Genomic DNA, 24,506 nt, shown 5'->3' with positions numbered 1-24,506 from the left:
GGTGAACGGCGTAGCGACCGGGCCGGTCCGACCGCCCGGTGTGCCGCATCGACCATTCGGCCTATGCCTTCACGTGTTCCCCGCGGGTACGAGGCCAGATCATGAGCAACGCGCTTTCCTTCTCCGGGCACGACACGCCCACCGTCCACGCCCGCTTTGCCGCCGTTGCCCGCGCCTGCGCCGACCGCGTCGCGCTTGTATCGGACGACGCACGGCTGACTTACGCCGAACTGGACGCGCGCAGCGACCGCGTCGCGCATGGCCTGCTGGCCTCTGGCGTGGAACCCGGAAGCTACGTGGCGTTGCTGATGGATCGTTCGGTCGGGGCCGTCGTGGTCATCCTCGCCGTGTTGAAGGCCGGTGCGGCCTATCTTCCCATCGACACGCGCTGGCCTGCAGAGCGTGTGGCCTTCGCGCTGCGCGATGCCACCGTGGCCGCGCTCGTCGTCGACGACGCGGCGGAACAGGTCGATGCCAACGGAGCGCCCATCTTTACCTTGGCCGAATTGGATGCCGCGGGACGCACGGAGCGTGACGACGAACTGGCGCTAGGTCGCCAGGGGTCGGGCGACGACCTGGCCTACGCCATGTACACCTCCGGCTCGACCGGCACGCCGAAGGGCGTGGAGATTCGTCACCGCGCGATCCTTCGCCTCGTGCTACGTTCCGACTACATCGACTTCGATGCGCCGAACGTGCTGCATGCTGCACCGCTGGGCTTCGACGCCTCCACGTTCGAGATCTTTGCGCCGCTATTGAATGGCGGCACCTGCGTCGTTTACAGCGAACGCGTACCGACCGGCTGCGGCATCGCTCGCACGGTGGAGCGCCATGGTGCGGAAATCGCATGGCTGACGGCAGCTTTGTTCAACGCCATCGTGGACGACGATGCCTCTCGCCTGGCCGGTCTGCGCGTGGTGCTCACCGGCGGCGAAGCGCTGTCGGTACCGCACGTACGTAAGGCATACGCTGCCCTGCCCGGCACCACGCTCATCAATGGCTACGGTCCCACCGAGTGCACGACGTTCGCCACGACGTACACGATCCCGCGCGACCTGCCCGCCGACCTGCGCGCGATTCCCATCGGCCGCGCGATCGGCGAGACCTCGCTACACGTGCTCGATGAGGCAGGACGCGACGTGCCCGCGGGCACCGTCGGCGAGCTGTACATCGGTGGCAGCGGCGTCGCACGCGGCTATCTCAACCGACCGGAACTGACGGCCGAGCGATTCGTCGCCAGCGGCACGCGCTATCGCACCGGCGATCTCGTGCAGTGGCTGCCGGACGGCAACCTCGCCTTCGTCGGTCGCGTCGATGGCCAGGTGAAGATTCGCGGCTACCGCATCGAGACCGGCGAGATCGACGTCGCCTTGCGCGCCCTGCCCGGCGTCACGGACGCCGTAGTCGTGGCGCGTGAGGATGCGCCCGGCGAGAAGCGTCTCATCGCCTATTACGTGAGCCGCGACCCCAGTGTCAGCGCACGTACATTGCGCGATGCATTGGCGCATGTGCTGCCCGACTACATGCTGCCAGTGGCCTGGGTACGCATGGAGGCTATGCCGATCAACGCGAACGGCAAGCTCGACCGCCAGGCCCTGCCTGCGCCCGATCGCACACGACCGGAACTGGCTGCCGCCTTTGTGGCACCGCGCGGCGCCGTCGAAACGCGACTCTGCGCGATCTTCGCCGACGTGCTTGGGGTGACCCAGGTCGGGCGCGACGACAACTTCTTCGACCTCGGCGGCACGTCGCTGCTCGCCACGCGGGCGATGACCCGCGTACACGAGGAGCTTTCTCCTGTGCCCTCGCTGGTGGGCTTCTTCGCCGAACCGACGCCGGCCGCGCTCGCGGCCACCATCGAGGGGCGTACCGCCAACGAAGGCTTGGTGGAGCGCATGGCCTCGGCCGCGCGCGCGCCGGGCGAGCCGGTGGCGATCATTGCCATGGCAGGCCGTTTCCCAGGCGCTCCCGACGTGGAGACGTTCTGGGACAACCTGTGCGCGGGCCGCGAGTCGATCCGGTTCTTCGCGCCGGACGAGCTCGATCCTGCCGTGAGCCAGGCCGAGCGCGATGAACCCGGCTATGTTGCCGCGCGCGGTGTCGTGGACGACGCGGACCAGTTCGACGCGGGCTTCTTCGGCATGTCACCGCGCGAAGCCGAGCTGACCGATCCGCAGCAGCGGCTGTTCCTCGAACTGTGCTGGGAGTGCATGGAGCGCGCGGGTTACGTGCCCGACGGTCAGACGACGCCGGTCGGTGTCTTCGGTGGCATGCACAACGCGACCTACTACCAGAAGCACATCAGCGGCCGCCCCGATCTCATCGAGAAGCTCGGCGCGTTCCAGGTGATGCTCGGTAACGAGAAGGATTACCTCGCCACGCGCGTGGCGCACAAGCTCAACCTTACCGGCCCGGCGATCAGCCTCAATACGGCATGTTCGACGTCGCTGGTGGCGATCGCGCAGGCGTTCGACGCCTTGCGCGCCGGACGCTGCGACATGGCGCTGGCTGGCGGATCGTCCATTGCCTGCCCGCCCAACAGCGGCTACCTTGCCCAGGAAGGCTCCATGCTTTCCCCGGACGGCCACACGCGCACCTTCGACGTCGACGCACGCGGCACCGTGTTCAGCGACGGCGCGGCGGTGGTGCTGCTCAAGCGCCTCAGCGACGCCGTGCGCGACGGCGACACCATCCACGCCGTGATCCGCGGCGCAGCGGTGAACAACGACGGCGCGGTCAAAGCCAGTTTCACCGCGCCGAACGCGGCCGGCCAGGCGGCGGTGATCGCGATGGCGCTGGACGATGCCGGCGTGTCCGCTCGCGACATTTCCTACGTCGAGACCCACGGCACGGCCACGCCGCTGGGCGATCCGATCGAACTGGAAGGCCTCACCAAGGCGTTCCGCCGCAGCACCGCCGACAAGGGCTTCTGTGCCATCGGTTCGCTGAAGAGCAACGTGGGCCATCTGGTGATGGCGGCAGGTGCCGCCAGCGTCATCAAGACGGCGCTCGCACTGAGCGAGCGCCGTCTGCCGCCATCCCTGCATTTCCGTTCGCCAAACCCCCGTCTGGGACTCGATGATTCGCCCTTCGTCGTCAACGACACGCTGCGCTCGTGGCAGACCAACGGTGGCCCGTTGCGCGCTGGCGTGAGCTCGTTCGGCGTCGGCGGCACCAATGCTCACCTCGTGCTGGAAGAAGCACCGGAGCGCAGCCCGTCGGACGCAGCGAGTGGCCCGCAACTGTTGCTGCTGTCCGCGCGCACGCCCAACGCACTCGGACAAGCCGCAGCCCGCCTCGCCGACCATCTTGCCGCGCATCCCGACGGCAACCTGGCCGATGCGGCCTGGACGTTGGCGAACGGGCGCAAGGCCTTCGCGCAACGCACGCACCTGGTCGCGCACACGACGACCGATGCGGTAGCGGGGCTGCGCGACATCGCCGCCGCTGCGATGTGTCGCGCGTGCGCCGACCCTGCCCCGCGTATGGTTTTCCTGTTTCCCGGCCAAGGCTCGCAATACGCGGGCATGGGCAGCGAACTGCACGCCACCGAGCCGGTGTTCCGTGCCGCACTCGACGAGGTCGCCTGCGCCCTGCGCGACGAACTCGGCTTCGACCTGCGTGAGCGCCTGTTCGCCCACGACGCCGAGGCGCTGCAAGCCACCGCCCTGACCCAACCCGCCACCTTCGCCATCGAATACGCGCTGGCGCGGCTCTGGATGAGCCTGGGCGTGGAACCCGTTGCCATGATCGGTCACAGCGTGGGCGAGTTCGCCGCCGCCGTGATCGCCGAGGTGATGACGCTGGCCGATGCCGCGCGCCTCGTCGCACGGCGCGGGCGCATGATGCAGGCGCTGCCAGCCGGAGCCATGCTCTCCGTTCGTCTGGGTGCCGCCGAGCTGCATGCGCGCCTTCCGGCCACACTGTCCCTCGCCGCCGAGAACGCCCCCAACGCAAGCGTCGTCTCGGGGACACGCGACGCCATCGAAGCGTTCCGCGCCACCTTGGAAACCGAAGGCGTCGCGTGTCGGTTGCTGCACACGTCGCACGCGTTCCACTCCGCGATGATGGACCCGGTGCTCGATGACTTCCTTGATGAAGTGCAGGCCGTATCGCTCGCGAAGCCACGCCTCCGCATCGTTTCCACGCTCACGGGCGCCACGCTTACCGACGAGGAAGCGACCTCGCCGGCCTATTGGGCGCGGCACCTTCGCCATACCGTGCGCTTCTCGCCCGCGATGCTGCATGCGCTCGACGACGGCACGCATGCGTTCCTCGAAGTCGGCCCACGTTCGACGCTCACCTCACTGGCTCGCCAGCATGCGCAAAGCCGCGGCCGCACGATAGTCGCCAGCCTGGGCGACAGCCCGGCCGACGAACGCGCCGCCTGGCTCGGCGCTGCCGGCACGCTGTGGTCGGCCGGCGCGCCGGTCACCGTCGCGGCGCTGGACCATCGCGACCATCGGCGCCGCGTGCGTCTGCCCACCTATCCCTTCGAACGCAAGCGGCACTGGATCGACGCCCGCCTGCCCGCCTCGGTCACCCCCATCGCCAACGCGGTGCCCACTGCCCCGCCCGCCCGTCCTTCCGCCGTTCCGGAGTCTCCCATGCCCATGCCGTCCGCCCCCAGTCATCCCGCCCGGACTCAGCGCCTTCTCGGCGAACTCGTGGCGCTGTTCGAGGACGTGTCCGGTAGCGACCTGGAAGGTGTCGACCCGTCGGCCAACTTCGTGGAACTGGGTCTCGACTCACTGTCGCTGACCCAGGTCGCCTTGCAGTTGCAGAAGACCTATGCGTTGAAGATCACCTTCCGCGAACTGATGGACGGCTGCGCCTCGTTCGAACGGCTCGCGGCACACATCGATCGCCTGTTGCCGGCCGAAGCCCAGCCGGCAGCGCCCGTGGCCGCGGCGGTCGCCGTGCCCGCCGCGGCGGCGGCACCGGTGGCGATCGCCGCCGGTGGCGGACTGGTCCAGGACGTGATCGCGCAGCAGATGCAGATCATGCGGGAACAGTTGGCGTTGCTGGCGGGAGCCGCCGCTCCCGCGCCGCTGCCGGCGGCGGCGGACCCTACCCCTGTAGGAGCCGCCATGGCGACGAGAGAATCGCTCGTAACCGATGGGATTTCGCGAGCCCCCCTCGCCGCCATGGCGGCTCCTACAAGTAGTGCGTTGTCCCCGGCCAACGACGAAGAAGCCGCGCTCGCCCACACGACCTATGACGTCAAGAAGGCCTTCGGTGCCATCGCGCGCATCCATTCGACGCATACCGATCTCTCCACCCGCCAGCGCGCGCGGCTCGATGCCTTCATGCGTCGCTACATCGAACGCACCAAGGCGTCCAAGGCCTATACCGAGGAACACCGCCCGCATCTGGCCGATCCGCGTGTGGTCAACGGCTTCCGTCCGCTGCTCAAGGAAATCATCTACCAGATCGTGATCGAGCGTTCCAAGGGCTCGAAGGTCTGGGATCTCGACGGCAACGCGTATGTCGATGCACTCAACGGTTTCGGTATGAATCTGTTCGGCTGGCAGCCGGACTTCGTGCTCGACACCGTGCGCAAGCAGCTCGACGACGGCTATGAGATCGGTCCGCAGCATCCGCTCGCCGGCATCGTGGCAAAGCAGATCTGCGAACTGACCGGCTTCGACCGCGCTGCCCTATGCAACACGGGTTCGGAAGCGGTGATGGGCTGCGTGCGCGTGGCGCGCACGGTCACCGGCCGCGACACGCTGGTGATCTTCACCGGCTCCTATCACGGCATCTTCGACGAAGTGATCGTGCGTGGCACGAAGAAACTGACCTCGATACCGGCCGCGCCCGGCATCCTGCGCAACACGTCCGAGCACGTGCTGGTGCTCGAGTACGGCACGCCCGAGTCGCTGGCGATCATTCGCGAGCGCGCCTCGACCATCGCTGCCGTGATGGTCGAACCCGTGCAGAGCCGCCGTCCGGACTTCCAGCCGATCGAGTTCCTGCAGGAACTGCGCGCGATTACCGAGGCCTCCGGTTCGCTGCTTATCTTCGACGAGGTGGTGACCGGCTTCCGTGCACACCCGCGCGGTGCGCAGGCCGTGCTCGGCATCGACGCCGACATGTGCTCCTACGGCAAGGTCGTCGGCGGTGGCTTCCCCATCGGCGTGATCGCCGGCAAGCGTCGCTTCATGGATGCGCTCGACGGTGGCCACTGGCAGTTCGGCGACGACTCCACGCCGACGGTCGGCGTGACCTATTTCGCCGGCACCTTCGTGCGTCACCCGCTCGCCCTTGCGGCCGCGCATGCGGTGCTCACGCATCTGAAGGAGCACGGCCCCGAGCTGCAGGCGTCGCTGAATGCGAAGGTCACGGCGATGGCCGAGGAACTGAACGCGTTCTGCGCGAGCGTCGGTGCGCCGGTGCAGACCGTGCACTTCGCCTCCGTGTGGAAAACCGTGTTCACCGAAGACCATCCGCTGCAGGATCTGCTCTTCGCCATGATGCGCAGCCGCGGCATCCACGTTCTCGACAACTTCCCGTGTTTCTTCACCACCGCGCACAGCGAGGCGGATTTCGCGGCGATCGCCCAGGCGTTCCGTGAGTCGATTCTCGAAATGCAGGAAGCCGAATTCCTGCCGCGGCGACGCGAGCCTGCCGCCTTCGACGCGGCGCAGCCGCCGGTACCCGGCGCGCGGCTGGGCAAGGATCCGGAAGGCCGTCCCGCATGGTTCGTACCCAACCCCGATGCACCGGGCAAATACCTGAGGGTGAGCGCATGACCCCGAATGACGTGACCGCCGCTACGGCCGTGGATTACGACCCGTTCGCGGGTGCGCCGCTCGCCCGACTCGTACCCACGACGCCGCCGCAGCGCGAAGTTTGGCTTGCCTCGCGTCTGGAGCCGGAAGCGTCGCTGGCTTATAACGAGGCGATCTCGCTGACGCTCAAGGGCGTGCTGGACGTGCCGGCGCTGGAATGGGCCCTGCAACGTCTCGTCGAACGTCACGAGGCGCTGCGCGCCACGTTCAGCGCTGACGGCGAAGGTCTTTTCGTCGCCGAACGCACCACGCTGCCACTGGCGTCTCACGACCTGTCGTTGCTCGCACCGTTCGAAAGCGACGCACGCCTCCAGGCCGCGTTCTCGCGCATCGTCACGACGCCTTTCGATCTCGAACACGGCCCGCTGGTGCGGGCGGAACTGTTCCGCCTCGCCGCCGACCGCCACCTTTTGACCCTGGCTGCGCACCATATCGTCTGCGACGGCTGGTCGTTCGGCGTGATCGTTCGCGATCTCGCCGCCCTTTACGCACAGCGTCTCGGTCTGGGCCCCGGTCCGGCTGAGGCGGGCGCGTTCTCGAACTTCGCGTTGGCCGAGGCAGCGCACGCCGGCAGCGGCGCGGCACGAGAGGACGAACGGTACTGGCTCGATCGGTTCGCCGGTCCGACCCCGGTGCTGGATCTTCCGACCGACCGCTCCCGCCCCCGTCGGCGGACGTTCGCCTCCCGGCGCGAAGACCGCACGCTCGACCCGCTCGAGGTGGCCGCGATCAAGCGACTGGGTGCGGCGCATGGTGCCAGCTTCTACGCGACGCTACTGAGTGCCTTCGCCGTCCTACTCCGTCGCCTGGCGGGCCAGGACGACGTGGTCATCGGCATCCCGACTGCGGGACAAGCGGCCGAAGGCCAGGAGACGCTCGTCGGTCACTGCGTGAACGTGCTGCCCCTGCGCGCCCGCGTGGACGACAGCGCCAGCTTCGCCAACGTGCTCGGCGAGGTACGGAATCACCTGCTCGACGCTTTCGAACATCAGCGTTACACCTTGGGCAGCCTGCTCGCACGGCTCTCGCTCGTACGCGACCCGTCGCGCCTGCCACTGGTGTCGGTGCTGTTCAACCTCGATGCCACGCTCGACGAAAGCACGGTGACCTTTCCCGGCCTGCGCTTCGAGGTCGAAGCCGTACCGCGCGAATACGAGAATTTCGAACTGTTCGTCAATGCCGTGCAGGTCGATGGCGGTCTTCGCCTGGAGTGCCAGTACAACGCCGACCTGTTCGACGGCGCCACGATCCAGGGCTGGCTCGACGCGTATGCCACGCTGTTACGCGAGGCCGCGCAGCATCCGGAGGAGCCCGCCGTGGCCTTGCCGGTGGTCTCTGCCGCCGTCTATCGCGAACTGGCGGCACTGCAACCTGCGCCGACACCGTTTCCCGAATTGCGCCTCGCGCATGAATTCTTCGAACAGCAGGTCGATCGCGCGCCCGAACGCGCCGCCGTGCGCCACGCCGACCGGTCATTGACCTATGCCGCGCTCGAGTCGCGCGCGAACCGCATCGGCCACGCGCTGCGCGCACGTGGTATCGGCCACGGTGCGTTGGTCGGGCTGTCCCTCGGTCGCGGCATCGACATGGTCGCTGCCGTGCTTGGCGTGCTGAAGTCCGGCGCGGGCTACGTGCCGCTCGATCCCACCTTTCCCGCCGACCGTCTCGCCTTCATGGCGGAGGACGCCGCACTCGCTGCGCTGGTCGTCGACGACGACGCGCCGTTGCCTTTCGCCTTCGATCCGGCACGCGTCCTCGCGCTGCACAGCGACGAGGTCGTACGCGCGTCGTTCGACCGACCCGAACGCGATCGTCGCGCCGCCACACCCGACTCCGTCGCCTATGTGATCTTCACCTCGGGTTCCACGGGCCGGCCGAAGGGCGTGCGCGTGCCGCACCGCGCGGCGGCCAACTTCCTCACCAGCATGCAGCGTGTGCCGGGCATCGCGCCCGACGACCGCCTCGTTGCCGTCACGACCCTGTCGTTCGACATCGCCTTCATGGAACTGCTGCTGCCGCTGACCAGCGGTGCGGAGATCGTGATCGCCGGCCGTGACGACGTGCGCGATGGCGGCCAGTTGCGTCGCCTCATCGAGGACAGCGATGCCACGATGATGCAGGCGACGCCCGCCGGCTGGCGCCTGCTCGTGGACGCCGGCTGGCGTGGCCGGCCCGCGTTCCGCGCCGTCTCCGGCGGCGAACCGCTACCGGTCGATCTGGCGGAAGCGCTGCTCGACCGTTGCGGCGAAGTCTGGAACGGCTACGGCCCGACCGAGACCACGGTGTATTCCACGTACTGGCGCGTGTCCGATCCGCGCGAAGGCATCTACATCGGCCGCCCGATCGCGAACACCACCGTGCACATCCTCGACGAGCGCGGCAACCACTGCCCGCTCGGCGTGCCCGGGGAGATCCACATCGGTGGTGCGGGCGTCACGCTGGGCTACCTCGACCGGCCCGAGCTGACGGCGGAGAAATTCGTCGTCGATCCGTGGTCGGAAACACCCGATTCGCGCATGTATCGCACGGGCGATCGCGGCCGCTGGCTGAGCAACGGGCTGCTCGAACACATGGGGCGCCTCGACTTTCAGGTGAAGGTGCGCGGCTATCGCATTGAACCGGGCGAGATCGAAAGCGTGCTCGCGGATGCGCCCGAGGTGGCACGCGCAGTGGCGATGGCGCGCGAAGACCGTCCGGGGGACGTGCGTCTCGTGGCCTACGTGGTGGGCCGCGGCGATGTCGTGCCCAGCGAGGATGCGCTGCGCGCGAGGCTGCGCGAGCGCCTGCCCGATTACATGGTGCCGCAGCACATTCTCGTGCTTGAAGCCATTCCGCTGTTGCCGAACAGCAAGATCGATCGGAAGGCGCTTCCACCGCCGCTTGCGCATTCCATCGCCACGGCCGGCGAACGCGTGGCACCGCGCAACGACGACGAACGTCGCGTGGCTGCGGCCATGGAGGCGGTGCTCTGTCTGCCCGATCTCGACGTACGCGACGATTTCTTCGCCCTGGGCGGTCATTCGCTGCTTGCCGCGCAGCTCACCGCGCGACTCAACCGCGAGTTCGGTGTCACGCTGTCCTTCCGCACGCTGTTCGATGCGCCGACGATCGAACAACTGGCGGCAGCGATCGGGGCGCAGGTCGCCAGCGGTGCCGCACCGGCCACCGACCCGATCGCCCACCGTGCCGATGCCGACCAGGACACGGCACCGCTGTCCCTGATGCAGCGCCGCCTGTGGGCACTCGAACGCATGCATCCGGGGCGCGTCACCTACAACGCGCCGTCCGCGCACCGTCTGCGTGGCCCGCTCGATGAACACGCATTCGACATGGCCTTCCAGGCCTTGATCCAGCGTCAGCCGATCATGCGCACGTCGTTCCGCGATCACCACGACGAGGTCGTCCAGGTCGTGCAACCACGGCTGACGTACCCGCTGTTTCCCGCGGAAGACCTGAGCCACCTTCCGGCCGAGGAACGCGAGGCGCGCCTCATGCAGCGCCTGCAGGAGCTGACCGACACGCCGTTCGATCTCGGCACCGCTCCGTTGTTCAGCGCGCGCATGTTCCGCCTCGCCGACAACGAGCACGCGTTGTTCTTCATGCCGCACCACATCATCTGGGACGGCTGGTCGTTCGACATCCTCTACAACGAACTGTCGGCGCTGTACCGCGCCTTTGCAGCCGGCCAGCCCTCGCCCCTCGCCCCGCTGCCGGTGACCTACGGCGACTTCGCGCAGTGGTACGGCCAGTGGCTGGACTCGTGCGCGTTCGGCAAGCAGTTGACCTTCTGGCGCGAGCGCCTGGCACAGATGGGCGACGTACGCGCGCTGCCGACCGATCATCCGCGCCGTCCCGGCATGTCGGGCCTCGGTCGCACCGAATGGATCCGCGTGTCGCGGGAAGACACCGATGCGATGCACGAAGTGGCCCGGCAGGCCGACGCCACGCTCAACATGACGTTGCTGGCGCTGTACTTCGCCATGCTCTCGAGCGCCGCCGGCCAGCGCGATCTGGTCGTCGGTACGCCGGTGCGCGGACGCAACCAGACCGAGGTCGAATCGGTCATGGGCTACTTCAATAACCTCTTGCCGCTGCACGTGAGCGTGGACCCCGGTCTGTCGTTCCTCGAATTCGTCCGCCACGTGAAGCGCGTGGCGATCGAGGCGTTCGGCCACCCGGACGTGCCGCTCGAATACCTGCAGCGGGAACTTCGCGTCGGTCACGGTGCCGGCGCCACGCTCTACCAGGCCTTGTTTTCGTTTCAGGATGCGCGACAGCGCGTGGTCGACTGGGGTGGCCTGGCGCACGAGCAGATCCTTCTGTTCCAGAGCGGCGCCACCGAAGACCTCGGGCTGTGGTTCCTCGAAGGTCACGCGGGCATGGTCGGCGGGGTGACCTACAACGCCGACCTGCTCCAGGCAGACACCGCGCGCGGCATGCGCGAACGCTACCTCGACATGATGCATCGCGTGGCAGCCGATCCCTCCATCGCCGTGGGTACGCTGACCGCCGCGACCCGCGCCGAGTGCGAACGCATGCGCGGCTGGAACGACACCCTGCAACCCACGCAACTGCCGGCGGACCTGCAGGCGCTGCTGACCCGCGCCGCGCCTGACGCCATTGCCGTGGTGGACGGGACACGGCAAGTGACCCACGCCGAGCTGCGTCAGCGTGCCGCGCGGATGGCCGTGCTGCTGCACGACCGTGGAGCGACGCGTGGCAGCGTCGTCGGACTCTGCGTCGACCCGGGTGCGGACCGCCTTGCAGGCCTGCTTGCCATTGCGATGACCGGCGGCACCGCCTTGCTGCTCGACCGTGCGGATCCGGCGGCACGTCTGCGCGATCTCGTCGCGGACGCGCGCATGACCGTGCTGCTGGGTGACGCGGCGCTGGAAGACATTCTCGACTGGCCCTGCGCATGCGCGCTGTGGGTCGACCAGAATCGCGGCGATATCGATGGCGTCACCATCGAACTCGGCGAATACGCCACGCCGGAGCCGGACGCGGCAGCCATCGCGTTTCACGTCGCCGGCACGGACGGCAAGCCGCGGGGTATGTCCCTGTCGCATCGGGCGCTCGCTGCCATCGTCGAAGGACTGGCAGGCGCGCTCGACGTGCGCAACGGCGAGGGCGTCGCAGGCGACGCACTGCCTTCGGACCCCATGTCGGTGATCGAGCCCCTGGTCGCGCTGACACATGGCGCGCACTGGCACGTCGATGCAATGCATGGCACCCCGGCAGGTCAAAATCTTTGGTTCGCCACGCCGGATACCTGGCAGACGCTGCTCGAACGGGAATGGCCCGGCCATGATGGCTTGCGCGCTGTCGTGACCGGTGGTGTACCGAGCCCCGATCTCGCCGCACGCATCGCCTCGCGCACGCAAGGGCTGTGGACCGTGTTCGGCGATACCGGCACGGCGCCGGTCGTGACCTGCGGACGCGTGGAACACGTGGCCGACGCGCTGCACGAGGGCCGCCCGATCGCACACGCGCAGGTATGGATCCTCGACGAGCAGGGCGAACCCTGCCCCATCGGCGCAACCGGCCATATCGCCGTTGCCGGCACCGGGCTTACCGAGTCCTTCGGACAACGCGCAAACGCCGAGCGCCAACCCTGCGAGGAACGGGTGCGACGTACCGGGTACCGTGGCCGCTGGCTGGCAGGGGGCGCGCTTCAGGTGCTCGACCGCGATGACCGACGCGTCCGCAAGCTGGGCATGGACGTGGAGCCTGTCGCCATCGAATCGCTGCTGCTCGCACAGCCGCGCGTGGTTCGCGCGCTCGCGCTCTCGCGTATCGGTGTCAACGGTCTCCCGCACATCGATGCCTATGTCGTCGGCGCACCCGGCACGCCGCTGGACACGGACGGCCTGTCCGCCGCACTGGCGGCGGAGTTGCCGGTGTGGTCGATGCCAGCGCACGTGATCGTCCTCGATGCCCTGCCGCTGCTGCCGACCGGCGAGCCGGATCTCGCGGCGTTGCCGATCCCGGCGGAGCCACGCGCGGGAACGGTGGACACCAACGAGCCGCACAGCGACAGCGAACAGCTGCTTGCGGGCGTGTGGAAGGAACTGCTCGGCATGCCGAAGGTACGCACCAGCGACAACTTCTTCGACGTCGGCGGCCACTCGCTGCTTGCCGTGGATATGGCCATGCGCGTGCAGGCGCTGACCGGCGTGCAGCTCAATCTGCTCGACATTGCCAACGGCACGCTCGGCACGCTGGCCGCGGAACTGGCTGCGGCGCCGCCCACCACGAACGCCGCGCCCAAACGCGGCCTGTTCCGTCGCCTGCTCGGGCGCGGTTGATCCAGGCGCCCGGGGGGAACGCCGCCATGACACCTATCGCCTGGTTCATCTGCTGGAGCTCGGCCGCGCTGCTGCTCCACGTGTTCGTCGGATACCCCGTGCTGGTCTGGCTGCAGGCCCGCGTGCGTCCGAGGCCGGTGGCCCGGCGCGCGATCCTGCCCACGGTGAGCATCGTGATTGCCGTGCACGATGGCGAGCGCTTCGTGCGCGCGAAGCTCGCCAACCTGCGCCAGCTCGACTATCCGACGGAACTGATCGACATCGTGCTCGTCTGCGACGGTTGTCACGACGCCACCGTGACGATCGCACGGCGCTCCACCGACCCGCGTCTGACCGTGCTCGATCATCCCAATCGTCGCGGCAAGGCAGCGTGTCTCAACGACGCCGTGGCGCTCACGCGCGGCGAGGTGTTGCTCTTCACCGACGTGCGCCAGCGCCTCTCGCCCATGGCGGTGAAGGAACTGGTCGCCAACCTCGGCGATCCCGAGGTCGGCGCAGTGACCGGTGAGCTGCACATGGAGAACGTGCGCAGCGGCTTTGCCCAGGGCGTGGATTTCTATTGGCGCTACGAAAAGGGTATCCGCCACGCCGAGAGTCTCTCGGGCTCCACCATCGGGGTTACCGGCGCACTGTATGCGATGCGTCGCTCGTTGTTCCGACCTCTGCCGCCGGGCACCGTGCTCGACGACGTACTCGTACCCATGCGCGTCGCGGCGCTCGGCAAGCGCGTCGTCTTCGAGCCGAAGGCGATGGCCTGGGATCAACCGTCGCAGCAACCGGCCGAAGAGCGCCGCCGCAAGATCCGCACGCTCGCGGGCAACTATCAGTTGATCCAGATGGCGCCTTGGCTGCTCGTGCCCTGGTCGAATCCCCTGTGGTTCCGCTTCGTGAGCCACAAGCTCCTGCGCCTGCTGGCACCGTGGTTGATCGTGGCACTCACGATCAGCAGCGGGCTGCTGGTGACACGTCATGCCATGTACGCCACGGCATTCGGCGCCCTGGTGACCGGCATGCTGATGGTCGGGCTGGCCTTGCTGCCGTCGCGGCTCGGACGGTTGCCGCCCCTGCGCATCGCCCTCGCCTTCTTTTACCTCAACCTCTTCGCGGCCCAGGCGCTGGTGGCCTTCGCGCGCAATCGCAGGCTCCACCTATGGTGAACTTCACGACCGTGCGCGGCGCGCCCGGCATCCGCGGCCGACTTGGCGAAATGTGCTACGCCAGCGGCCTGCTGCATCCGCTGCAGCGCGTGCGTGCCTGGTGGCAACGCGACCTGCGCATCCTCGCTTATCACCGCGTGATGCCGTTGCCGGACCCGGATACCTACGAGTTCGACCTGGAACTCATCAGCACGACGCCTGACGATTTTCGCGAACAGATGCTGCGGCTGAAGAGGCACTTCCGACCGATGCGCCTCACCGACATCGTTGCGGCACTCGACGCGGGCGAGGCGTTGCCACCCGACACGGTCGCGGTGACGTTCGACGACGGCTACGACGACAACTACCACATCGCTGCCCCGATCCTGGACGAGATCGGCGTGCCCGCCACCTTCTTCGTGTCCACCGGCCACGTGGACACCGGCAGGCCGTACGCCTACGACTGGCTCGTCCACATGATCCTGCTGACGACAGCGACGCGGCTGGTGCTGCCCGAGCTGTCGATCGACGTGGCGCTGCCAGCCGAGCGCAGCCTGCGCCGGCGCATCGCCGCCACTGTGCTCCTGCGCATGAAATGGCTCGACGCGCGCGACCAAAGTGCCATGACCGAACGGCTGGAGGCGGAGTGGAACATGCCGTCGTTCAACGCACGGCCGGTCGATTGCCATCCAATGACCTGGAACCAGGCGCGCGAGATGGAAGCAGCCGGTTTCGAGTTCGGCTCGCACGGCGTGCATCACCGCATGCTCGCCCGCCTGCCCCGCGACGAGATGGAGCGCGAGGTCCGTGAATCGAAAGCCACGCTGGACCGTGAACTGCGCCATCCGGCCATCCTCATGTCGTATCCCGTCGGCGGTGACCGCGCATACAACGATGATGTGATCGCGGCGACGCGCAACGCCGGGTTCCAACTCGCATGCAGCTACATCTGCGGCACGAATCCGGAGCCGAGCGAGAACCGTTACGCCCTCTACCGCTTGCCGGTGGAAAGCAATATGGGGCCGGGCTGGTTCGCCGCCATGCTCGCCCTGCCGCAGCTGATGAGCTATCCCACGGCCGCGCATGCGGCGACCGGCCCGTCGGAGCGCCCATGTTCCCCCTGATCCTGCTCTATGTCGCACTCACTATTCTCCGGCCGCAGGACTACCTGCCGGGCATGGAGAACGTGCCCGTGCTTCCTGCCGTGCTCGCCCTGGCATTCGTTGCCTGGCTGATCTCGAACGCCAAGAACTTCGAGGCGCCGCAGTTCGTGATCCTGCCGGCCTTCCTGCTGGTCCTTATGGCCTCGCAGGTCGTCAATGGCTGGACCGGCGGTGCGATGGACGAGCTGGCGCGCTTCGGCCCCGTCGTAGCGGCGTTCTTCGTGCTCGCCTCGGCTTGCCACACCCAGCGCCGGGTGACCGTCGCCATGGGCGTGTTCGTCGCCTGCGCGGCGATCCTTGCGCTACACGGCGTGGAACAGGCGCGTACCGGCACAGGTTGGACAGGCATCCCCTTGAGCGAAGGCGGCCGCATCCAGTACGTGGGTATCTTCAACGATCCCAACGATCTCGGCCTGCTGTTTGCCGCGACGCTGCCGATGGCCGTGTTCCTCGGCCGTCGCGGCGCGGGGGCCATGCGCCCGGTATGGCTGGGCGCCGCATTGCTGCTTCTCTATGGCACCTATCTCACCAACTCGCGCGGTGCATTGCTCGCCGTGTTGCTGGTGGCAGGTTGCTATCTCTGGTATCGCAAGGGCATCGCGATCGCCGGCGTTCTTGGCGTGGCGGGGCTGGCCGCGATGAAACTGCTGTCCTCGCGCATGAGCGAACTCGATGCGGGCGAGGAATCGGCTGCCGGACGCGTGGATGCCTGGTACTCGGGTCTGGAGATGTTCCGCGATCATCCGGCACTGGGTGTCGGCGCCGGCAACTTCACCGAATACCACGAACTCACCGCGCACAACTCGTTCGTACTGGTGCTCGCGGAAACCGGATTCATCGGCTTCGTGCTCTGGCTGGCCTTCGTCTGCTACGGCTTTCTGATGATGCTCGCCATCGTGCGCCACGAGCGTGCACCGAGCGGCGATGCCGCAATGGAAGCCGCCTGGACCACGGAACGGCAGATCGCACTGACCCTGCTTCTGTCGCAATGCGGCCTGTTCGTCGCGGCCTTTTTCCTCAGCCGCAGCTACATGGTGGTGCTCTACCTCATCGCGGCACTGGTCGCCGGCCATTACCTCGGCGCGCGCCGACGCTGGCCCGAGCTGCGGATGTTCCGCCTGTCCGAGGGCGGTTGGCGCTGGGTGCCTGCAGGTGCCGGCGGCGTCTTCGTTCTCTTCGTCCTCGTTGCCGTGCTGCTGCGAACCACATGAAAGCCTACGAGACCTTGTTTCGACATGTGCTCTGGCCCGCCTACGAAGGCGGGCTGCGCCGTCGCGATACGCCCCGCTACATGCGCCGCTACGAACGCGACCAGTGGTTGGCTCCCGAAGAAATCCAGGCGCTGCAGTTCCAGCGTCTGACTCGGCTGTTGGAATGGTGCTATCGCGAGGTGCCGTACTACCGCCGCCGCTGGGATGCGCTCGGCATCGTGCCGCGCGACATCCGCAACATGGCGGACTTCGCCTCCCTGCCGGTGCTGACCAAGGCCGACATCCGCGACAACGCGGATGAACTGAAGGCCACGTCGCTGAAAGATTCGCTGCAGTACAAGGCCACGGGCGGTTCGACGGGGGAACCGCTGCGCTTCGGCTTCACCCGCGAGAGCAATGACCGGCGCATCGCGGTGATGTGGCGCGGCTACGGCTGGGCCGGCTCGCGAATGGGTCGGCGGACGCTGTTTCTCTGGGGCGGCGCAGTCGGTAACCCCAGCGCAGCGCATCGAATGAAAGACCGCATCTACAACGCCGTGTTCGCGCGACGGATGCTCGATAGTTTCCACATGAGCGAAAGCAACATGGCGAGCTATGCCGACGCCATCGACGCCTCGCGCCCCGAGGTGATCGTCGGTTACGTCGGACCGCTGGTCCGTCTGGCCGAATGGCTGATCGCGCAGGGACGAGAGGTGGCGAGACCGGCCTCGGTCATCGGCGCGGCCGAAGCGCTGCACCCATTCCAACGCGACCTCATCGAGCGGGCGTTTCGCGCACCGGCTTACAACACGTACGGCTGCCGCGAATTCATGTTGATCGCCTCCGAATGCGAACAGCGCCACGGCCTGCACGTGAATGCCGATCACCTTGTGGTGGAGACGCTGCACGACGGCGTGCCGACGCATACGGGCAGCGGCGAGGTTGCGGTCACGGACCTGTTCAACTACGGCATGCCGTTCATCCGCTACGTCAACGGCGACATGGCCACGCAGGCCACGTCGCGCTGCACGTGCGGACGCGGGCTGCCGATGCTCGCGTCCGTGGATGGCCGCAAGCTGGACGCCATCCGCACCCCTGCCGGTCACCTGCTGCCAGGCGAATTCTTCCCGCACATGCTGAAGGATGTGCCGGGCCTGGCCCGCTTCCAGCTCGTGCAGCGCCGCCTGGATCGTCTCGATCTGTCGATCGTGCGCGGCAGGGACTTCGAGGATGCCTCGCTCGACTACATCCGTGCCGAGGTGGCAAAGGTGCTCGGCGACAGCGCCGAACTGCACTGCCATTTCGTCGATGACATCCCTCTCACCCGCAGCGGCAAGCTGCGCGTCACCGTATCGGAGCTTGCGTCGTGAACATCACCCACGTCGTGGAAAATTTGAATCGCGGCGGTCTCGAGCGCATGGTGCTCGATCTGGTCAAGGAACAGCGACGCCAGGGCCACCAGGTGCAGGTCCTCTGCCTGTTCGAACGTGGTGCGCTCGCTGGCGAGCTGGAGGCACTCGGCATCCCCGTCATCGCCTGCGGCAAGCGCAAGGGCTTCGACCTGCGCGCCCTCGGTCGCCTGCGCTGCGCACTGGCCGACCAGCGCACCGACGTCATGCACACGCACAACGCCGTGGCGCACTACCAGGCCGTACTCGCCAGCGTGGGCATGGGTCTCCGCCAGGTGGTGAATACGCGGCACGGCATGGGCGCGCAGCAGAAGCCCGGCCGACGCGAATGGTTGTTCCGCCGAGCACTCAAGGCGACCGATGCCGTCGTCGCCGTGTGCGAGGCCGCGCGGCGCGATGCCGTGCGCCGCGGCATCGTACCGGCCGCCAAGACCTGCGTGGTGCCCAACGGCATCGTGCTCGAAGGCTTCGACGTGGCTTCCGATGCGATGCACGAGCGGCTCGCTCGCCTCATCCGTGTGCCACGCGGGACGCGGATCATCGGCAGCGTCGGCCGCCTCAACTGGACCAAGGATCAGGCCGGCCTGATCCGCGCCTTCCGCATCGTGCGCCATGCCATGCCCGATACGGCACTGGTTCTGGTAGGCGACGGCGAACTGCGCGAGACGCTGCGTGCCTGTGCATTCGATGAGGGCATTGCGGGGTGCGTCCACTTCCTGGGCGATCGCGACGACGTGCGCGATCTGCTGCAAGGCTTCGATCTGTTTGCGCTCTCGTCGGTGACGGAGGGCTATTCGATGGCCTTGCTGGAAGCCTGCGCGGCCGGCTTGCCGATCGTCGCTACGGACGTGGGCGGCAACGCCGAGATCGTGCGCGACGAGGCCACCGGTCGCCTGGTGCCGCCGTGCGATCCGCCCGCCATGGCCGCAGCGATACTCGACCTGCTGCGCGCGTCGCAGCGCGCATCGCGGCTCGGCACGGCCGCACGGACCTGGGTCGAGACGCACGGCTCCCTGCAAGCCATGGCGGCGAGCTACGGGCGGCTCTACTTCGGCGACGTGGATCAGGCCCGATGAAGGTTCTTGTCGTCACCAACCTGTTTCCCACGCCTTGGGATCCGCGCCGCGGCACCTTCAATCGGCAGCAGTTCCAGCGGCTCGCCGAGCGTCACGAGGTGGACGTGCTCACGGCCGTGGATTTCCGCGAACGCATGGGCGAGCGGCGCGGTAGCGCCGACGTGCCCGGCGTGCGCGCCGACTACTTCACCTTCTATCACCCGCCGGGTATCGGGCGGTTCCTCAATGCACTGTGTTTCTTTGCGTGCATTCTGTGGCAGCGCGGTGCCGAACTGCGCCGCGCGCGCTACGACGTGATTCTGGCGAGTTGGGCCTATCCGGACGCGGCCGGTGTCGCGTGGGTCGCGCGCCTGTTCGGCATTCCGTACGTGGTGAAAGTGCACGGCAGCGACCTCAACGTGCAGGCGGCATCGCGCCTGCGTCGCCCGCAGATCCGCGCTGCGCTGCGCGGGGCAGCGGCAGTGGTCGCCGTCAGCGAGGCACTGGCACGCAAGGCCATGGAACTCGGCGCGCGCGACGATACGGTGCACACGGTCTACAACGGCGTGGATGGGCATCTGTTCCAGCGTGGCGACAGAACCGAGGCACGACGCCGGCTGGGGCTGCCGCCGGAGACGCCGGTGGTTCTGTACGTCGGCAACCTCAAGGCGAGCAAGGGCTGCCATGACCTCGTGCAGGCCTTCCCGACTCTGGTATCCCGGCACCACGACGCGCGCCTGATCTACGTCGGCGACGGCCCCGATCGCGCCAGCCTCGAAGATCGCGCGGCATCGCTCTGCTGCGCACCCGCGGTGCGCTTCGAAGGCGCCGTCGAGCATGCCGCGCTGGCGGACTGGTTCCGCGCCGCCGACGTGCTCTGCCTGCCGAGCCACAACGAGGGCGTGCCGAACGTGGTGCTGGAAGCCATGGCCTGCGGTACGCCCATCGTCGCCACCGCCGTCGGCGGCATTCCGGAGGTGGTACCCGAGTACGCGGGAATCCTCGTACCGCCGCGACAGCCGCATGAACTGGGCGTGGCACTCGTGGAAGCGTTCGAACGCCACTTCGATCCCGTAGCCATCGCCGAACATGCGGCAACCTTCCGCTGGGACGACAACATTGACCGGCTCGAACGCATCCTCGCCCGCGCCGCTGAGCGCCTGCCTGCGCACATCGGCCGCCCTTCCCCTCGCTCTCTCGCCAGTCGCCCCGGGCATCGATACCACCCATGAACTGGAAACCCAAGAAACACGATCTGCTCGGCCTGCTTCCCGGCCACCTGGTGCTCACACGCACGCGCGAAGAGGCCGTTCGTTACCTCAGCTTCGACGACGGCCCTGAGCCGGCACATACGCCGAAGCTGCTGGACACCCTTGCGAAGCACGGCGTGAAAGCCAGCTTCTTCCTTGTCGGCGAGAAGATCGAACGCCACCCCGAGATCGTGCAACGTCTGGTGGATGAAGGGCATATGATCGGCAACCACTCGTACAGCCACTGGTCGTTCCGCAACATGAACCTGGCGAAGCAGCTCGACGAGGTCTACCGCACCGATGCGCTGTTGCGCCGCTTCGACGAGCGTCCGCACCATCGCATGCGTCCGCCGCATGGGTACGTGGGCGCACAGCTTCTCGCCCATTTCGCGCGGCAGCGGCGCAGTCTCGTGTATTGGTCCTACGACAGCCTGGACTACCAGGACCGCCCCGTGGAAACGCTGATCTCCCGACTGCGCGACGACCCGCCCGCCGCGGGCGACATCGTGCTCATGCACGACGACAGCGACAAAGCCGCCGAAGCGCTCGACGTGCTGCTGCCCGAATGGCTGGCCCAGGGCATGCGTTTCGCCGCCTTGCCGGGCAACGCGTCATGAGGATTCTCTACCATCACCGCACGCGCGGCCGTCACGTGGAAGGCGTACACATCCGCGGCATCGTCGGCGCCCTGCGCGAACTGGGGCACGACGTCAGCGTCATGTCCTTTCCGGGCGCCGATCCGGAGCACGATGCCGAGAGCCCCGCCGCGACCCGCAAGAGCCGTCTTGCCGCGCTGGTGACGCGCCTGCCCGGCGTCGTCTTCGAACTGTTCGAGTTGCTGTACAACGCGGTCACGTTCGTGCGCATGCAGCGCGCGTGGCGCACATCGCCGCCGCAGCTGATCTACGAACGCTATTCGCTGTTCCTGTTCGCCACGATCTGGCTGGCCCGGCGCCGTGGTATTCCGCTGGTGCTGGAAATCAACGATTCCGCACTCGTCGAGCGCGTACGCCCGCTGGGCATGCGCGGATTGGCGCGCCGCATCGAGGGCTGGTGCTTTCGCGAAGCGACAGGGTTGGTTTTCATCTCCACCTATTTCCGCGATGTCGCCACGCGCGCCTACGGCGCCATCGCACCGTCCGTGGTCTCGCCAAACGCGGTGGATCTTCCCCGTTTCGATCCGGCCCGTTTCGACCGCGAACGCCTGCGCGCCGAACGCGGGCTCACGGGCCGCACGGTCTGCGGCCACATCGGCGCGTTCGCCCATTGGCACGGCGTGGACGGTTTCGTCGAGGCCATCGCCCACCGGCTGGAAAGCGTGCCGGACCTCGCGCTCGTCTTCGTCGGCGACGGCAAGACCTTGCCTGCGGTACGCGAACTGATCGCCGCCCGCGGGCTTGCCGATCGGGTGCTGTTGCCGGGCCGCGTGCCGCACGACGACGTCGCGAGTTGGATCGCGTGCATGGATTACGCCGTGCTGCCGAACTCCAACCACTACGGCTCACCGATGAAACTCTTCGAGTTCATGGGCATGGGCGTGGCGGTGGTCGCACCGGATTACGCACCGGTGGCGGAGGTGATTGCCGACGGCCGTACCGGTTGGCTGTTTCCGCACGGTGATGCGACCGCCTGCGTGGAACGCGTGCTCGAACTTGCCCAGCGTGCGGACGAGCGTCGGCGCGTGGGTGAAGCCGCCCGCGACTACATTGCCAGCGAACGGCAATGGCGCAACAACGCCGAACAATTGCTGACGCTGGTGCCCACCGGAGCCGCCGCATGATCGCCGCCGTTCTCTTCGCCCTGGTGCTTGCCGCCGCGGCCGCCCTGACGTTCGCCATACGCGCGCGCAACATGCAGTACTGGCTGTGGGGCTACCTCACCCGTCGTCGACCGCCGCGCCCCGAAGGGACGGTACATGTGCTGTTCTGCTTCGTGGATCACTTCGAGCCGAACTGGGGACGCGTGGACATGGACACGCAGCGCCATCGCGTGGACCGCTGGTGCAACGAGTACCGCGCCATGGCTTCGCGCCACCGCGACGCGGACGGCTGCATGCCGCAGCACAGCTTCTTCTATCCCGAAGAAGAGTACGTCGAGGAACACCTGGACAAGCTCGCGGCGCTCTGTGCGGACGGCTACGGCGAGATCGAGATCCATCTGCACCACGACAACGACACGCCCGAGAACTTCGTCGCCACGATGGACCGCTTCAACCGACTGTTGCACGAGAAGCACAGTGCACTGCCGCGCGATCCCGTCACCGGGCAGTTGCGCTTCGCCTTCATCCACGGCAACTGGTGCCTGGACAACTCGCGTGCCGACGGGCGCTGGTGCGGCATCGACAACGAACTGATCCTGCTGCGCGAACTCGGTTGTTATGCCGACTTCACCCTGCCCTCGGCACCCAGCGACACGCAGACGCGCCTGTCCAATGCGATCTACTACGCCACCGACGATCCGCATGCGCCCAAGTCGCACGACACCGGCGTGCCGATGCGCGTGGGCGGCACGCCAAGCGGCGATCTGCTGATCATCCAGGGTCCGCTGGGCCTCAACTGGAAGGAGCGCCGCTTCGGCATCGTGCCGCGCATCGAGAACTCGGACGTTCGCCGCGGTTGTCCCCCGAGCCAATCGCGCGTGGATCAATGGGTGCGCACCGGCATCCACGTCGAGGGTCGGCCCGAATGGGTGTTTGTGAAGGTGCACACGCACGGCACGCAGGAACGCGACATGGACACCCTGCTCGGCAAGCCGGTGGACGACATGCACACGTATCTCGAATCGACCTACAACGACGGCCGCAATTACGCCCTGCACTATGTGACGGCGCGCGAGATGTACAACATCGCCAAAGCCGCCGAAGCAGGCATGACGGGCGATCCGGGGCGTTATCGTGACTACGAACTACCCCGACCCGGCGTTACTCGCGTGCCCGAGTCCGCCGAAGCGCGGGTTGTTTCCTAGGGTGACCGTTGGCTCGGACGGTGAGGCGAGAGCCAGCAAGACCGCCAACGCCCCGGTAATCCGCGATGAACCTGAAAACAAACCCTAGCAATCAGGCGCGACCGCGGGCGCGCATGGTCCGCTGGCGGCGGGCGCGCTGGGCCAGTGACCGATTGACGGACTTCTTGCGGGGTGTGACGCGGGTTCGCGCAGGCGCGGGGGTCGGTTTCACGGGATGCTCCGAGAGCGGTACCGGGAGGACCGATGCTCCGGCCCGCCCGGTGAAGACCCCGCTAAGAGCGCGTCAGATCAGCTTGATCTCACGCAGGCGCTGCTGCAGGTATTCATGCGCCGTGATCGGCTCGGGGTAGCGCTTGGGATTGTCCGGCGTGACACAGGACGGCAGCACGTCGAGGACCACGTCCGGATTCGGATGCAGGAAGAACGGCACCGAATAGCGCGGCTTGCGCGCGTTATCGTTCTGCGGGTTGGTCACGCGATGCGTGGTGGACGGATACACGTGGTTGGTCAGGCGCTGCAGCATGTCGCCGATGTTGACCACGATGGCATCGCCCTCGGTCGTGATCGGCAGCCACTCGCCCTCGCGCGTAAGGACTTCCAGCCCTTCCGCGCTGGCGCCCACCAGCAGCGTGATGAAATTGATGTCCTCGTGCGCACCGGCACGCACGTTCGGCACGTCGGCCTGCTCGATCGGCGGATAGTGGATCGGACGCAGGATGGAATTCCCCGAATCGATCTTGTCGTCGAAGAAGTGTTCCGGCAGATCGATGTGCAGGGCCAGCGCGCGCAGCACGCGGGCACCGAGCTGGTCGAGCGCTTCGTAGATGCCGTAGCCCTTTTCCTTGAAGTCCGGCACTTCCGCCGGCCACACGTTGGGCGGCATGACATCGGCGAAGCGGGAATCGCGCGGGATCTCGCGGCCGATGTGCCAGAACTCCTTGAGGTCGGCGAACTTGCTGTCCTTGGCCGTTTCCACCTTGAATGGCGTGTAGCCGCGCGCGCCGCCACCGCCGGGGATGTGATACTTGCGCTTGGTCTCGTCCGGCAGCGCGAAGAAGCGCTTGAAGGCGTCGTACGCCCCGTCGATGGCTTCCTTGGGGATGCCATGGCCGCTGATGCAGCAGAAACCGAATTCGCGGTACGCGGCGCCCAGCTCGGCCACGAAGGCCTCGCGGTCGGTCTCGTAGCGGCGGATATCGAGGGTGGGAACCTTCTTCATGAAGTGGCCTGCGTTTCG

The 24,506-nt window shown here is 67.4% G+C and carries 12 protein-coding genes; 11 read left to right on the top strand and 1 reads right to left on the bottom strand.

What is annotated here, in order from left to right:
• Positions 1-101 precede the first annotated feature (101 nt).
• Genes IM816_RS08255 through IM816_RS08205 form a run of 11 tightly spaced genes read left to right on the top strand, consistent with a single transcriptional unit; the run spans position 102 to position 23,269 of the window.
• Positions 102-6,755: a polyketide synthase gene (locus IM816_RS08255; RefSeq protein WP_250340512.1), complete on the top strand. Its 6,654-nt coding sequence runs from the start codon at positions 102-104 to the stop codon at positions 6,753-6,755.
• On the top strand, positions 6,752-13,102 hold the full coding sequence (locus tag IM816_RS08250; RefSeq protein WP_250340511.1) for a non-ribosomal peptide synthetase: 6,351 nt from the start codon (positions 6,752-6,754) through the stop codon (positions 13,100-13,102). Before IM816_RS08255 ends, IM816_RS08250 begins: the two co-directional genes overlap by 4 nt.
• 26 nt (positions 13,103-13,128) lie before the next feature.
• Positions 13,129-14,259, top strand: coding sequence for a glycosyltransferase family 2 protein (locus IM816_RS08245; RefSeq protein WP_250340510.1), 1,131 nt, complete (start codon positions 13,129-13,131; stop codon positions 14,257-14,259).
• Positions 14,253-15,362, top strand: a complete 1,110-nt coding sequence (locus IM816_RS08240) for a polysaccharide deacetylase family protein (protein ID WP_250340509.1) — start codon at positions 14,253-14,255, stop codon at positions 15,360-15,362. The genes IM816_RS08245 and IM816_RS08240 overlap by 7 nt, the downstream gene beginning before the upstream one ends.
• The gene (locus tag IM816_RS08235) at positions 15,350-16,612 is read left to right on the top strand and encodes an O-antigen ligase family protein (RefSeq protein ID WP_250340508.1); all 1,263 of its coding nucleotides are present in this window, start codon (positions 15,350-15,352) and stop codon (positions 16,610-16,612) included. Before IM816_RS08240 ends, IM816_RS08235 begins: the two co-directional genes overlap by 13 nt.
• Positions 16,609-17,961, top strand: a complete 1,353-nt coding sequence (locus IM816_RS08230) for a phenylacetate--CoA ligase family protein (protein ID WP_250340507.1) — start codon at positions 16,609-16,611, stop codon at positions 17,959-17,961. The genes IM816_RS08235 and IM816_RS08230 overlap by 4 nt, the downstream gene beginning before the upstream one ends.
• Positions 17,958-19,076: a glycosyltransferase gene (locus IM816_RS08225; protein WP_250340506.1), complete on the top strand. Its 1,119-nt coding sequence runs from the start codon at positions 17,958-17,960 to the stop codon at positions 19,074-19,076. The genes IM816_RS08230 and IM816_RS08225 overlap by 4 nt, the downstream gene beginning before the upstream one ends.
• Positions 19,073-20,287: a glycosyltransferase gene (locus IM816_RS08220; RefSeq protein ID WP_250340505.1), complete on the top strand. Its 1,215-nt coding sequence runs from the start codon at positions 19,073-19,075 to the stop codon at positions 20,285-20,287. Before IM816_RS08225 ends, IM816_RS08220 begins: the two co-directional genes overlap by 4 nt.
• The gene (locus IM816_RS08215; RefSeq protein ID WP_250340504.1) at positions 20,284-20,922 is read left to right on the top strand and encodes a polysaccharide deacetylase family protein; all 639 of its coding nucleotides are present in this window, start codon (positions 20,284-20,286) and stop codon (positions 20,920-20,922) included. Before IM816_RS08220 ends, IM816_RS08215 begins: the two co-directional genes overlap by 4 nt.
• Positions 20,919-22,085: a glycosyltransferase family 4 protein gene (locus tag IM816_RS08210; protein ID WP_250340503.1), complete on the top strand. Its 1,167-nt coding sequence runs from the start codon at positions 20,919-20,921 to the stop codon at positions 22,083-22,085. The genes IM816_RS08215 and IM816_RS08210 overlap by 4 nt, the downstream gene beginning before the upstream one ends.
• Complete coding sequence (locus tag IM816_RS08205; protein WP_250340502.1) at positions 22,082-23,269, top strand: hypothetical protein; 1,188 nt, start codon at positions 22,082-22,084, stop codon at positions 23,267-23,269. The genes IM816_RS08210 and IM816_RS08205 overlap by 4 nt, the downstream gene beginning before the upstream one ends.
• A gap of 283 nt (positions 23,270-23,552) precedes the next feature.
• On the opposite strand, the gene IM816_RS08200 is transcribed toward IM816_RS08205, so the two are convergent.
• Positions 23,553-24,488, bottom strand: a complete 936-nt coding sequence (locus IM816_RS08200) for an isopenicillin N synthase family dioxygenase (RefSeq protein WP_250340501.1) — start codon at positions 24,486-24,488, stop codon at positions 23,553-23,555.
• Between the last annotated feature and the right edge of the window lie 18 nt (positions 24,489-24,506).

The sequence above is a fragment of the Luteibacter flocculans genome (genome assembly GCF_023612255.1).
Classification (GTDB): domain Bacteria; phylum Pseudomonadota; class Gammaproteobacteria; order Xanthomonadales; family Rhodanobacteraceae; genus Luteibacter; species Luteibacter flocculans.
The sequence above is the reverse complement of the archived record's forward strand: the minus strand, read 5'-3'. Positions and strand labels throughout refer to the sequence as shown.

What these genes read in the sequence shown, in the direction of transcription:
- IM816_RS08245 (WP_250340510.1), top strand. Translation starts at nt 13,129, where the DNA reads ATGACACCTATCGCCTGGTTCATCTGCTGGAGCTCGGCCGCGCTGCTG.
- IM816_RS08255 (WP_250340512.1), top strand. Translation starts at nt 102, where the DNA reads ATGAGCAACGCGCTTTCCTTCTCCGGGCACGACACGCCCACCGTCCAC.
- IM816_RS08205 (WP_250340502.1), top strand. Translation starts at nt 22,082, where the DNA reads ATGATCGCCGCCGTTCTCTTCGCCCTGGTGCTTGCCGCCGCGGCCGCC.
- IM816_RS08230 (WP_250340507.1), top strand. Translation starts at nt 16,609, where the DNA reads ATGAAAGCCTACGAGACCTTGTTTCGACATGTGCTCTGGCCCGCCTAC.
- IM816_RS08210 (WP_250340503.1), top strand. Translation starts at nt 20,919, where the DNA reads ATGAGGATTCTCTACCATCACCGCACGCGCGGCCGTCACGTGGAAGGC.
- IM816_RS08235 (WP_250340508.1), top strand. Translation starts at nt 15,350, where the DNA reads ATGTTCCCCCTGATCCTGCTCTATGTCGCACTCACTATTCTCCGGCCG.
- IM816_RS08250 (WP_250340511.1), top strand. Translation starts at nt 6,752, where the DNA reads ATGACCCCGAATGACGTGACCGCCGCTACGGCCGTGGATTACGACCCG.
- IM816_RS08215 (WP_250340504.1), top strand. Translation starts at nt 20,284, where the DNA reads ATGAACTGGAAACCCAAGAAACACGATCTGCTCGGCCTGCTTCCCGGC.
- IM816_RS08220 (WP_250340505.1), top strand. Translation starts at nt 19,073, where the DNA reads ATGAAGGTTCTTGTCGTCACCAACCTGTTTCCCACGCCTTGGGATCCG.
- IM816_RS08200 (WP_250340501.1), bottom strand. Translation starts at nt 24,488, where the DNA reads ATGAAGAAGGTTCCCACCCTCGATATCCGCCGCTACGAGACCGACCGC.
- IM816_RS08240 (WP_250340509.1), top strand. Translation starts at nt 14,253, where the DNA reads ATGGTGAACTTCACGACCGTGCGCGGCGCGCCCGGCATCCGCGGCCGA.